The sequence below is a fragment of the Phytoactinopolyspora mesophila genome (genome assembly GCF_010122465.1).
Taxonomy (GTDB): Bacteria; Actinomycetota; Actinomycetes; order Jiangellales; family Jiangellaceae; genus Phytoactinopolyspora; species Phytoactinopolyspora mesophila.
Map to the genome: position 1 here is coordinate 313,279 of NZ_WLZY01000005.1, position 11,243 is coordinate 324,521.

14 protein-coding genes are annotated in these 11,243 nt (G+C 53.7%); 10 read left to right on the forward strand and 4 right to left on the reverse strand.

Translation table 11 applies throughout. From position 1 onward, the window contains the following. The first annotated feature begins 90 nt into the window (after positions 1-90). From F7O44_RS16240 to F7O44_RS16270, 7 genes are all read left to right on the forward strand, one after another. Positions 91-3,123: a bifunctional DNA primase/polymerase gene (locus F7O44_RS16240; RefSeq protein ID WP_162451307.1), complete on the forward strand. Its 3,033-nt coding sequence runs from the start codon at positions 91-93 to the stop codon at positions 3,121-3,123. A gap of 405 nt (positions 3,124-3,528) precedes the next feature. Next, positions 3,529-3,786, forward strand: a complete 258-nt coding sequence (locus F7O44_RS16245; protein WP_162451308.1) for a hypothetical protein — start codon at positions 3,529-3,531, stop codon at positions 3,784-3,786. 4 nt (positions 3,787-3,790) lie between these two features. Beyond that, entirely contained in the window at positions 3,791-4,024 is a 234-nt protein-coding gene (locus tag F7O44_RS16250; protein WP_162451309.1) for a hypothetical protein, read from the forward strand. Next, on the forward strand, positions 4,021-4,467 hold the full coding sequence (locus F7O44_RS16255) for a hypothetical protein (protein WP_162451310.1): 447 nt from the start codon (positions 4,021-4,023) through the stop codon (positions 4,465-4,467). Before F7O44_RS16250 ends, F7O44_RS16255 begins: the two co-directional genes overlap by 4 nt. 686 nt (positions 4,468-5,153) lie before the next feature. Continuing rightward, entirely contained in the window at positions 5,154-5,543 is a 390-nt protein-coding gene (locus F7O44_RS16260; protein ID WP_162451311.1) for a hypothetical protein, read from the forward strand. Next, complete coding sequence (locus F7O44_RS16265) at positions 5,543-5,746, forward strand: hypothetical protein (protein ID WP_162451312.1); 204 nt, start codon at positions 5,543-5,545, stop codon at positions 5,744-5,746. Before F7O44_RS16260 ends, F7O44_RS16265 begins: the two co-directional genes overlap by 1 nt. A gap of 95 nt (positions 5,747-5,841) precedes the next feature. Beyond that, positions 5,842-6,453, forward strand: coding sequence for a tyrosine-type recombinase/integrase (locus F7O44_RS16270; RefSeq protein ID WP_162451313.1), 612 nt, complete (start codon positions 5,842-5,844; stop codon positions 6,451-6,453). Positions 6,454-6,507: 54 nt separating this feature from the next. On the opposite strand, the gene F7O44_RS16275 is transcribed toward F7O44_RS16270, so the two are convergent. Together F7O44_RS16275 and F7O44_RS16280 are read right to left on the reverse strand one after the other, a co-directional pair. Continuing rightward, a complete protein-coding gene (locus tag F7O44_RS16275) occupies positions 6,508-6,747 on the reverse strand; it encodes a CBS domain-containing protein (protein ID WP_162451314.1) in 240 nt (79 codons plus the stop codon). A 74-nt stretch (positions 6,748-6,821) separates the two neighbouring features. Then, positions 6,822-7,022, reverse strand: a complete 201-nt coding sequence (locus F7O44_RS16280) for a hypothetical protein (protein ID WP_162451315.1) — start codon at positions 7,020-7,022, stop codon at positions 6,822-6,824. Between the two features lie 127 nt (positions 7,023-7,149). Here F7O44_RS16280 and F7O44_RS16285 point away from each other — a divergent pair, with 127 nt between their 5' ends. From F7O44_RS16285 to F7O44_RS16295, 3 genes are all read left to right on the forward strand, one after another. Further along, positions 7,150-7,329, forward strand: a complete 180-nt coding sequence (locus tag F7O44_RS16285; RefSeq protein WP_162451316.1) for a hypothetical protein — start codon at positions 7,150-7,152, stop codon at positions 7,327-7,329. A 66-nt stretch (positions 7,330-7,395) separates the two neighbouring features. Further along, positions 7,396-7,599, forward strand: coding sequence for a MerR family transcriptional regulator (locus tag F7O44_RS16290; protein WP_162451317.1), 204 nt, complete (start codon positions 7,396-7,398; stop codon positions 7,597-7,599). Positions 7,600-7,825: 226 nt separating this feature from the next. Further along, complete coding sequence (locus F7O44_RS16295; RefSeq protein ID WP_162451318.1) at positions 7,826-8,128, forward strand: hypothetical protein; 303 nt, start codon at positions 7,826-7,828, stop codon at positions 8,126-8,128. A 71-nt stretch (positions 8,129-8,199) separates the two neighbouring features. On the opposite strand, the gene F7O44_RS16300 is transcribed toward F7O44_RS16295, so the two are convergent. Then, a complete protein-coding gene (locus F7O44_RS16300; protein WP_162451319.1) occupies positions 8,200-8,457 on the reverse strand; it encodes a hypothetical protein in 258 nt (85 codons plus the stop codon). A 46-nt stretch (positions 8,458-8,503) separates the two neighbouring features. Continuing rightward, positions 8,504-10,168 carry a hypothetical protein gene (locus F7O44_RS16305; RefSeq protein ID WP_162451320.1) on the reverse strand — a complete coding sequence of 555 codons (1,665 nt, stop codon included), beginning with the start codon at positions 10,166-10,168 and terminating at the stop codon, positions 8,504-8,506. Positions 10,169-11,243 lie beyond the last annotated feature (1,075 nt).

Consider the following 11,243-nt stretch of genomic DNA (forward strand, 5'->3'; position numbering starts at 1 on the left):
GCCGGACTGAAAGTCTGCGGGTAGCCACCGCTGATCTGATAACAACCGCTGGCGCTTGGGCCGGGTTTGCCGTTATTTGGAGTATATCGTATGCCCGACCAAGAAGCTATTTCTGTGACATGGCAAGATCTCCACGTTACCGACTCGATGAGCAGCATCGACGCAGCGGCGTATTATGCAACACTTGGCCTTAAAGTCTTTCCGACATGCGCGCCAATATTTGATAATGACGGCAACTGTGTGGGATGCACTTGCTACAAGAATAAACAGTGCCGTGTAGACAACGATGGTGAATGCACCAGTATCGGTAAGTGTCCGATGGTGAAATACACCGTAGACGCTTCAGATGATGCTCAAACCGTAATGAACATGTTTACACGCGCTAGCGTTGACGGTGTTGAACCAAATGTTGGCGTCCTCATGGGTGAGCCACTTAGCTTGCTAGGTGAGGATGGTGAAACGAGATCTGAAGCAATCCTTCAATTGATAGATTGCGATTCTGAAGAAATCATCAATGGTGATCAGGTAGAGACCATAGACGGAGAGTTGGTATTTCTCAACTTTTGCGCACAGCTTGGCCTAAGAGGAGAATCACCACCAGATACGCTGATCGGTATATCCGGGTCTGGTAACCCTCATTACTACATATTGCACACCGGATCTGAGCGGGCTAAAACTGCCAATCGCTGGAAACGATGCGTAGATGTGAAGGGCTGGCACCAGTACGGTGTCGTGTCGCCGAGCGTGCACGCCTCCGGCAGGAGGTACCAGTGGAAGAGGGCGAAGCCGCCTGCCGCACCTGGTCCGCTGCTGGCTAGGGCGCTAGAGACCGCAACACCAGACTGGAAAGCCGCCAACGGTAGCCATCGACGCGGGCGACTGCGCGATCTCGACACAGGAGGACTTCCCAGAGCGGTGGACATCATCGCCCACGGTGCACCAGTGGGCTTGAGGGATGAGGCTGCGAACAAGGTGGCCCATGGTTGTCGGCTCAACGGCATCTCGGAAGATGACGCGAAAGAGCTGGTCACGCAAGCGTGGCAGAAGTTTGATCAACCTGAGGGCAAGCCACACAGAATCGAGGCCGCACTGGCCAAGGTCGGCTACGTCTATGGCAATCCGCTCATCAAGCCCAGGCCTGATGCAACCGGACGCTTCGAGGAAATCGCGTTCACAGCCGAAGAGCTAGAGGCTGTCAAGGCGGCACAGGCAGCTGGATACGGACGTCGCGAAAAAGGTAGCTTTCAAAAGAATGATGATCATGTTGTCCTAGACCCTGATACGCAAAGGCTCATCGAACAAGGGCGTCAGGAAAAGTTCATCATGAAAGGTCTATACCTCATTCCGCTGATCTGCGGATGCCTGGTCTGGCGAGATGATCCAACAGTTGATCCATGGTTGGTCAAAGGGGAAACGTGCGGGTGTGTCCTAAATCCATCGCCAAGCCAAGATGACAGATCGACCAAACCAGAAGTCGACGTCACGAACCATAAACAGGCTGCTGACTGGCTTGCGGATGAGCTCGGCAAGAACGGTCTGTCAGGGTTTTTCTTAAGAGGTTCAGATCTGACCTACACACCAATGGAAGGTGAAAACGGATATAAGAATCCCCGAAGTGATGAGAAGCACGATGGGCCAGCGCAATTCAAAGTAGTTGAAAAGTCAGCTCCGATACTATCGAAAATCAGGGGATCATACAAAACGTTCGCGGTACAGAAGATACCGAAAGAAGATCGCGAACCCAATGGACCCAAGGTGATATACCAAGCTCGACTGTTTCCGGCCGATTCGGTTGCTCACGTTATCGGCATTCCGGAAGAATTGCCAAATTTGCGGTACCTCCGAGGCGTCACGCATACACCGATCATACGGAGCAACGGAACTGTGTTGTCCGAACCGGGATATGACGACGCTACAGGCTTGCTATACCTGCCTAACAGGGGACTTCAAATGGAAGAGATTCCCGAAGTGCCAACGAAAGTTGAAGTAAAGGAGTCGGCTGCCCTTATCCATGAAGCTATTGGTGAGTTCAAGTTCGTTAGCCAGGATCACTACGCCAACACAGTTGGCCTTCTACTGACTCCACTGCTACGGGAGTTGGTACCTCCGCCATACAAGTTGGCGGTAATCCATGCCAGTAACTCAGGTTCTGGTAAGGGGTACCTCGCTGGTATATCAGAAAGCCTGCATGGGCAGGTGTTCAGGGCTGCAAGTGTCCTAACGAACAATCGAGAGTCTGACGATTCAGTGTTCAGTATTCTCAGAACGACTACCGCTCCTGTGGTGCTATTTGACAACTTCAGGTCTGAAAAGCCGCTTAGCAACCACGTCATCGAAGCACTCCTAACCAAGGCAACCTATTCCGGCCGTGTAAAGGGTGTGTCGGAAAACGAGTCTTTCGCAAATGACCGACTTTGGATGATCACGGCAAACAACCTCAAATATGGAGGCGACCTCAAACGTCGGCTTCTGTGGGTGGATCTCGTACAGCAAAAGAATCGAAAGTTCACACATGACCTGCCGGTTTGGGTAGCTCGAAACAGGGCTGGGCTGCTTCGAGCACTTCTCACTCTGGTCCGACACTGGTATGTCAGTGGTGCTGAGCTGGCGGAGCTGCGAGGCAGCCAGGACGACTACACGAACTGGATTCGCACTGTGCAGGGGATTCTGGATGCTTGCGGGATCGAAGGCCGGTTCGGTGATGGGGAGCCGACGACCGGCACCAACGGTTCCGGTCAGGACGCAGAGGCTGAGGGCTGGACGGCGTTCATCCACGCTCTCTACGAACGTCTGGGAAGTCAGGCATGGACGGTCAAAGATGCCCTGAGCCTGTTCGAGTTCGTGCCGGGGATGCCTGGCTCTAGTGGTGGTCTGTCCCAGGAGCTGTTACCTGATGACGAGTTGCAACAGCTTGCACTGGACAAATCCCTGCTGTCAGTCAGTCAGAAACTCGGCAACCGGATCAGGGATCGGGCGAAGGTGGACTTCGGTGGTTTGGCATTTGTCCAAATGGTAGACGTAAAAGTTCGACGAGGAGCCAAGTCTTACAAAATTTTGAAAACTGACTCGCCGGAATTTGAAGATCTTCTCAGGTCGAGCCAGGAGACAGACGCTGATGCATAGTTCCGCATGGTTTGCTGACGTGCGAGGATGGCCAAACTATGCGAGATCAACATCTACTGTGACCTGCTACTTTATAAATATCTGCATAGTTACCATAGTTAGCATAGTTAGGAGAGAGGTTACACACAGGAGAGAATATTTTTACGGCTTTCTTTCCGTGTGTACCGTTCTCTCACTCACTCACACACGCCCCCGGCTCCTCCGCGCACCCAACTATGCTAACTATGGAAACTATGTAACCGCAGGTCAGGGGTAGCATAGTTTACGATTTGGAACTATGGGGGCAAAACGAAACTATGCGGATTTTTGTAAAACAGCAGGTCAGGGCGTTTTGACGAAAATCTGCTGATCGAATCGACGTCTAGTGTTGTTTGTAAAAAGTGAGCGAGAAAGGTGTTCAAGAAAATGACAGCACAGATTGAAACCTTCGGACATTGGTTGTCCAGGCAGACCGGTAGGCGTTGGGCAGTAGGTGATCTAGCAAGAGATTTCATGACGCCTAATGAATGGGATGTCGTAGATACGGACGCTGACAAGATGAAGGCCGGTGTTAGGTATGTGTTGAGAGACCTAGACTGTCATCCTGCTATCGATGAAGCATATGAAGCGTTCGATAGAGCTGTTATTGAGTGGGCTACAAATGTAAGTATAGGGAGTGAGTGAGCAAATGAAAGCTGAGAGCGCAAGTGAGTTGATTGAAGCAGTCAAGACGATCACTTATGGCAGCAATAAGGGGGTAGGACTGGATGACATCCTAAAGGCTTTAGTTGGCAGAGAGGCTGAGTTCGGTAAGTCCTTAGCTGAGTCATCAGAAGAGCAAGCAGGAGCCTTGCAACATATCGGAGGACAGCTAGAACGAATCGCTGATGTGCTTGAGAATATGGGAGGAGCAAAGCAGTGAGTGAAGAGAGTCCAGCAGAAGTCTCCAACCTAAATCCAACTCTGTCAGCAACCTGGGTAGGAGCTGGTGTGTATGAGAAAGATTATGAAACGACTGGTGAGTTGATCCGGTACCAAAACGCTCTATGCAGGGTAGCTCAGTCGGATGACGGTTCGTGTGTCATCAAACGGCATACGGTATCGAGTCTGTTCGTTCTACTGGCAACGGTTGATATGCCTCATGTACAGGCGATGCTGGATGCACCGGACACGGTAGATGTTCCGGTAGTGCGCAGTGTGGTGTTGAAGCCCGTGCATGGGTTGGACGGAGAACTGATCGAACAGCCTGGGTATCTATCAGAGGTCCAGGTCTGGTATCAGCCGATAGACCTCAGCCAGACGGACAGCTACATGATAGTGAGAGGGGGTGAGGGCTTTGAGCTAGTCGAAAGGACGTTTGAATAAAGGCGGTTTGTTATAGGGGCAGCTAAGGACATGATCCAAGGTGAGACCAGGGGACTTGAAAACCAAAAGCCGGCCAGCAAAGGTTGATGTTGCAATATTGGCGTTAGCGGTGGTGTTAGCTGTGGTGCATATCGCAGGGTTAATGGCGCGTTGAAACTTTTAGTCGGGTCGGGGCTCACTGGAGTCCCGGCCTTCTCTGGCTTTGTGGCTGAGCGAGCCAGAATCGGGCGCTGACAGGCGAACGGACCCCGGACTGGCACTCACCCCTTGGCACGGGGGTAGCGGCGCTTACAGAGGCGCTGAGCGCTTTTCGATTTAGGTTTGTAGACTGCTCGATATAGTGGACCCCATGGAAGATAAACCCCATGGGTGATGGACAGCTTAAGGGTGTTGACATAGTGAGGTAGTTGATGGGTCACGGTGGATATCCCCTGGCTGATGACGAAAGATGTAAAGCGAAAAATCGTCAGGGTGACAGATGTGGTCGGAGAGTTGCGCCGGGTACCACGGTCTGTTCAAATCACGGTGGACGTAGCCCACAAGTTCGCAAACGCGCTGACATAATTGCTGAGGTTCAAAACTGGAGACTGAATACTCCAGAGGTTGACCCCGGTGAGCAACTGTTGCGGATGGTCGCTGTAACTGCTTACCGACAACACTATTATTCGCGTCTACTCAGTCAGCAGATGGATTGGGACAACCCTGACGCCGACTTTGTGGACGAGATTCGCGGACTGGTTGGACATAAAAAAGGGATTTCGAAAGATGGTGAAGCGATCCCGATTGAGGAATCCGTACGTGCTCTGGTTGGCTTAGAGCAAAAAGAACGTGAACTGGTGATGCAGTTCAGTGAGAAGTGCGTAAAAGCTGGCCTCAATGAGCGCCTGGTGAAACTAGCCGAGCAACAGGCACAGATGATGGCCGGTGCCATTGAATCGGTACTTGGCAAGCTCAACCTTACTTCAGATCAGCAAGCTATCGCTGGTGAGATTGTGGTGTTGGAGTTGGAGAAACTGGCAAACGGCAACGTGCCGGAGGTTCCGGCCGAGGTATTAGAAAGCGTGGACACCATCTGATGAGTGACGACGCCCAGCAAAGCCTGCTACAGGCCGTAGACCGCACCGTGAGCGCTGGCGAGCCTCCCCTGTGGTGTGCCGACCACCGCAGCGCGTACGTGGTCGCTCTGGCTCGATCAGCGGCTACAGGACAGCGCTGGCGCTCGGCGTATGACTCAGAGCACGAGCGCTGGTTTGCCGCGCCGGTTGATCTTGTCGAGTAGTAGGAATAGTACCGCTCTCGCTTTGCAATGCCTGGCAGCGTGCAATATAGTACCGAATGCGAGCCTTTTCGGTACTATCCCTGCACGGAGCTGCCATGCCCACGCCACCCACGAACGCCGGACGCAAATTCGTGCCGGAACCGCTGAGTCGGTCAGAGACTGACGTCCTGATCAAGACCGCTTCTAACCGTTCGTCGTCGGGTATCCGGCTACGCGCCATCATCGGCGTGTTGTACGGCGCTGGCGTCCGGCTTCAGGAGTGCCTAGACCTCTACTCCAAGGATGTTGAAACCCAAGCCGGAACGGTGCGCGTGCGAGACGGCAAAGGTGGCAAGTACGGAACTGTGGGGATCACGCCACGTGGTGCGGACTTGTTGGACCGTTGGTTAGATCGACGCAAGACGTTAGGGCTCAACGGTCGGCACCCGATCTTCGCGCAATACACCATTGGCAAGGTGGGCGAGCCGCTAGATCCGCGCTACGTGCGAAGCGCTCTGGCCAGGCTTGGAGCGAAGGCCGGTATCGAAAAGCGCGTTCATCCGCATGGCTTGCGGCACTCGCTGGCTTTCCAGATGGCGCAAGATGGCGACTCTACGCACGAGATCCGCGATCAGCTTCGACACACATCACTTGCGATCACCGACCGCTACGTTCGGCAATTGCATCCGTCCGAGGTCATAGAAACGATGCGTCAGAAAGATTGGTGACATGCAAATGGCCCGCCCGGCATCCAACCGGACGGGCCACCTTTGAAGCGCTACCTATTCGCTCTGGTGCTCGCACTTCGAACCGATGGACGATTCGCAGCACGCCCACACGGTCACACCATCGGCGTTGCGTCGCGGGTACTCGCCTTCGCTGACCTCCTCAACGCTGTAGCCGCCGTACCTCAGCTCGTAGTCCATGCTCTGCGACGTATTGCGCACGAACCAGCTCAGCAGGCTGTCACCCTCGCTAAGCGTCGCCACGATCTTGCCGTCACGCTTGATGACTGTGTTCATGATCTTGGTCCTCTCCTCGTATGGTGTGGGGAGAGGACCGGGCAACTATCCCTTGCCCGGTCCTCGCTGTTCGATCAGGCGCTCATCTGACCGGTTGCGATCCGGTAGCAGTGCGCCGCCAGACGGCCGTACTCGAAGTGTTCGAGGTACACCTGGCGCTGCTCCTCGGTCAGGCTTAGGAACAGCTCTCGCTGCTTGCCGGATACGCCGCGCGGCACCTTGGTCTCTTCTGTCTTCTCCATGGTCTGACCCCTCTCGTTTGCTTCGTTCATCATGATACCTACTATACCCCCAATGCGTAGCGTATGCAAGTTCGTTGACGACTTACGATTCGGACTTGCATGTACCCGATCCGTAGCTTATGATGGAGACATCAACCGATCGAGAGAAGGGGCCACCACCATGAACGCCAACACCACCACCGTCACCCGCAAGCAGCAGCACAAGCTGACCACCTACCGGATGATCAAGGGCAACCTCGAAACCTTGCAGCGCTCGACCACTGCGAGCAAGGAGCAGATCGAGGTCGAGAAGAGGCTGTGGTACTCGCTGCAACGACTGGAGCACGAGTTGGGGATCTGATCCCCGCTCGTATGACCCCCGTCATCGGACGGGGGTTTTGTCTATCCTGACCACCATGGAGGAAAGATGATCAGGGCACTGAGCATGGCTGAGGTGGCACGCGCACTGGAGATGGAGACAGGTACCATCCGGACCTACCGCAAGCGCGGTGTGTTGCCAGACCCAGATGTGATGATCGGCGACGTACCCGGTTGGATGCCGGAAACCATCGATGCGTGGAACGCCAACCGGCCAGGACGCGGCAGACGACGCAAGGATATCGCCGACTGATGGGAGGTAAGAACCGCTATCGGCCAGACATAGCCGACCTGATACAGAAGCTCAAAGACGCAGGCTGGCGTGTCGATGAAGACCGCAACGGCTACCCTCGTGCCTACTGCCCATGTGACAGGCGAGATCACCAGGGCAGCATCCATCTCACGCCCAACCAGAACTATGCCAAGCGGCGATACCAGGTGCTCATGTCTATGATGGAAGAGTGCAAGGGAGGACGACCATGATCCATCTTCAGATCGACGCCGGTTATGAGATCCCATCTGACGACGTTGAGACGCGGGTAGTCACCATGGACGCCATCGAAGAACAGTTGATAGACCTCGAAGCTCAAGATCCATCGGTTCGTGACTCCACCGTGACGCTGTTTGGTTCCAAGCTCACGATCTCCCTGTTTGCCAGTGGCCAGACGGAGACCGATGCACTACAGCGCGCATGGTCTCGATTGCATGCGGCCATCGGTGTCGCGTCTTACGACCTGGGCTTGGTCAACGCGAAGATTGAGCCAGCGTTGTCAGTCGCCTGAATCGAAAACTTAAAGACGCTGGTCAGGCCAGGTTTCTATTTTCGATTCCCGGCTGACCAGCGTTTTTGATTTCACACGTTGTACGGATCTTCCCACGGCTCTAGCAGCCGCTCAGCCTCTGTGAACGCCTGGCAGATCGCACACTCCGGTTCTCTGTACGGCGCTCGTGAGCAGATGGCCATGTCCTGCCGGTAGAACCACGGCCGTAGCCAGTTGCGCAGGCGCTTCTTCGCTAGATGCTTGTCCGCGTGCTTGGCGAAGTTCAGCAAGATCGAGAGCGAATCAGAACTGACGACTACGTTCTCGTCATCCGATTCTCGCGTGCTCATGGCACCAGGATCTCACATCACGCCGGTCAGCTTGCCTGCCGTTTTCTTACCTCGACTGATGACGTTGCCAGCTCGGCTTACGGTCTCGGATTTTCGGCATAGGTGCCGATAACCGCTTACCGACCGCTGTCGTCTCGCCTCTGCCATCGTGCCCTGCTGACACTGGAGACCTCACGACCATCCGCTGACCACTGGACTCAGTGAACATCGCCTGCAGCACAGCATCCGCACGGTCAGTGGATCTGCCTAACCGTTTGCGGATTTCGTCCTTGGACTCAACTTGGATTTTGCCACCTGCCAGCACTTTCCACTTCGGCGCCACCAGCTCAGCTACCAACTCGTCATCGTCTGGCATCTCGATAGTAGACCCGTGGGAAGGGTCGAGTGCCTCTCTGGCTGACCACCACATCTCCGCCCGCTGGTTAGAAAACCCCATCGCGCCAGATCTGTCACGTGCGTGGCTGGCTCTGGACGCTACGAAAGCGCGTGCATCGCGGCCTAGCTCTCGGAGTCTCGATGCCACACCACCTCCGATACCGATCGCATCAACCACGATCGTTGCCGATGGCGCTACTGCCGACACGTGATTAGCTACGGCCATCTCATCACCAGAAATGACTTCCAGTCGATCGATACGAGCACCGTGCTTGTAGGCGGCTACGGTCTCGTCTGCTCCCTCACCTGACACATCTAGCCCTAGCGCGCTTAGCTCCTCAACCGGCTTGTTGCGTTCTCTCCACCTGGCCTGTGCTGCTCTGATCCACGACAGCGGTATGACGCTGTTCTCGCTGGAGTCTGCGAAGTTGCCTCGCACCTTGGAGATGAACAGAGGCGAGTCAACCTGCCAGGATCTGACTTTGTCAGCTACCCAATCGGCACTCAGGAGTAGATGACGGATGTTGTCTGGTACATACTCTCGCGAGTCCGGGCACTGACTGAGTAACAACTCTCGCTGTTCAACTTCGGCTTGGTTCTCTTCATCAACACCGTATTCGACATCATCCAACGCTTGCGCCATAGACCGTTTGTCGATGTTTGGCGTTTTCAAACCGTCGATGTGGATGCTGTTCCATCCGGAGCGGTTCTTGAAGAAGTTTTCGAATTCGCAACTGGGAACATCAGGGTTCCCGATGGCCAAAACTCTAGCGTCAGCGTTCGTCAGTAACGACTCAACACCTGTCCACAGGTTTTTGGAGATACCCGAACTCTCATCCACAACGACGAGTACGTGTCTCGCATGTATACCTTGAAAGCTGGAATCGTCATAGTCAGACGGCTTGCGTCCGAACCCCACTAGCTCACCATCGACGTACCACTTGGGGTATGGCGATCGAACGATGTTTCCGATCATCTTGCCGGACTTGTGCGCCTTACCGATCTCTCGCCAGAGGATGGACTCCACTTGCGCATGCGTAGGAGCGGTTGTGACTACGAACGCCTCACCTGGTTCGTGCACCGCGATCCACCACGATACGATACGGCTTGCAATGTACGATTTTCCCGAGTCGTGACAGCTACGGACTGCGGTTTTTCTATTGCTGACTATGGACTCGCAGATCTCTTTTTGCTTACTCCAGAGATGTTCGCCTAGCTCTGTCTCTATAAAACCCACCGGATCGTTGACGAACTTGTTCTCTGGTTTAGGTCGAAAAAGGTCGGCTGCTAACGCAAAAACATTGCGGTCTTGTGGCGATAGCTGCGGAGTGGGCATAGATTCCATGCTAATGTAGATCCGAAGAAAAAGCCCCGCGACAGCGCTAACTGTCCGGGGCTGTGGTTGATCTTTGAGAGGAAGACCAACGTGTCTGAGTCTAACGTACGTACATGCAAGACGTCTAATTGTGATAATACAAAGATACACGGCTATGGCTGGTGCATGGCCTGCTGTGCATACTCAAGAAAATACGGATGGATAGATCCGTCTGTAAGGCCAGGATTACAACCCAAACCTAGCGTGTGTAAATCTGATGATTGCAGTAGAACAGACATTGAGGGACGCGGATACTGCCAGACTTGCTACGGATGGTCTAGGACACATGATTGGGCAGACCCATCAGGCAGAAGACGGTTCCGTCTTAATGGTGATCTGCTAAGAGAGCTACGAGCAGCAGCTTATGCCGATATAGATAAATGTATCTATTTGGAAGGTTTCCAAAATCGACCTAGTGTGCACTTTCAAGGTAAGAACATGCTGGCATCAAGGTTCGTTTGGCTCGCTAGATGGGGCGATCCTGGCAAGCAGTCAGTACTACATACGTGCCGGAATGGAATGAGTGGATGTGTAAACGGAAGACACTTAAAGCTAGGTGATCAAAGACAGAACATGCTAGATGTAGTGAACGATGGTTCCCAAAAAGGTGTAAATAATCCAGCGTCAAAACTACAATTGAGCGACGTACATACCATAAGATCGCTAGCTGATATGGGCGTTTACCATAGACATATCGCAGAATGTTACGGCGTACATACAGAAGCCGTTGGGCATATATCCAGGCGAAGCAATTGGAAACACATTCCGGAACAAGCAGAACTTGAACGACTGGACGAAGAGATCAACGCCTATTACGACCGGATATTCTTCGGAATGCCTTGACCCCGACCGGAGGCACTACATATACTGGACGCAGCTCTTAACGTTTTTGACACGGGATTGTCCTTCGTTAAGGCTACGCATCTCGGATTTTTCCTTGATCGGAATCCGAGCATGTTCGGTAGAGATGGCCTCAGAAGTCTTCTGGCTTGTTCTTCTGGGGCCATCTCGCATTTCTGCCACTGGTATAGTGAAA

What these genes read in the sequence shown, in the direction of transcription:
- F7O44_RS16270 (WP_162451313.1), top strand. Translation starts at nt 5,842, where the DNA reads ATGCCCACGCCACCCACGAACGCCGGACGCAAATTCGTGCCGGAACCG.
- F7O44_RS16250 (WP_162451309.1), top strand. Translation starts at nt 3,791, where the DNA reads ATGAAAGCTGAGAGCGCAAGTGAGTTGATTGAAGCAGTCAAGACGATC.
- F7O44_RS16280 (WP_162451315.1), bottom strand. Translation starts at nt 7,022, where the DNA reads ATGATGAACGAAGCAAACGAGAGGGGTCAGACCATGGAGAAGACAGAA.
- F7O44_RS16240 (WP_162451307.1), top strand. Translation starts at nt 91, where the DNA reads ATGCCCGACCAAGAAGCTATTTCTGTGACATGGCAAGATCTCCACGTT.
- F7O44_RS16260 (WP_162451311.1), top strand. Translation starts at nt 5,154, where the DNA reads ATGGATTGGGACAACCCTGACGCCGACTTTGTGGACGAGATTCGCGGA.
- F7O44_RS16245 (WP_162451308.1), top strand. Translation starts at nt 3,529, where the DNA reads ATGACAGCACAGATTGAAACCTTCGGACATTGGTTGTCCAGGCAGACC.
- F7O44_RS16285 (WP_162451316.1), top strand. Translation starts at nt 7,150, where the DNA reads ATGAACGCCAACACCACCACCGTCACCCGCAAGCAGCAGCACAAGCTG.
- F7O44_RS16305 (WP_162451320.1), bottom strand. Translation starts at nt 10,168, where the DNA reads ATGCCCACTCCGCAGCTATCGCCACAAGACCGCAATGTTTTTGCGTTA.
- F7O44_RS16300 (WP_162451319.1), bottom strand. Translation starts at nt 8,457, where the DNA reads ATGAGCACGCGAGAATCGGATGACGAGAACGTAGTCGTCAGTTCTGAT.
- F7O44_RS16275 (WP_162451314.1), bottom strand. Translation starts at nt 6,747, where the DNA reads ATGAACACAGTCATCAAGCGTGACGGCAAGATCGTGGCGACGCTTAGC.
- F7O44_RS16290 (WP_162451317.1), top strand. Translation starts at nt 7,396, where the DNA reads ATGATCAGGGCACTGAGCATGGCTGAGGTGGCACGCGCACTGGAGATG.
- F7O44_RS16295 (WP_162451318.1), top strand. Translation starts at nt 7,826, where the DNA reads ATGATCCATCTTCAGATCGACGCCGGTTATGAGATCCCATCTGACGAC.
- F7O44_RS16265 (WP_162451312.1), top strand. Translation starts at nt 5,543, where the DNA reads ATGAGTGACGACGCCCAGCAAAGCCTGCTACAGGCCGTAGACCGCACC.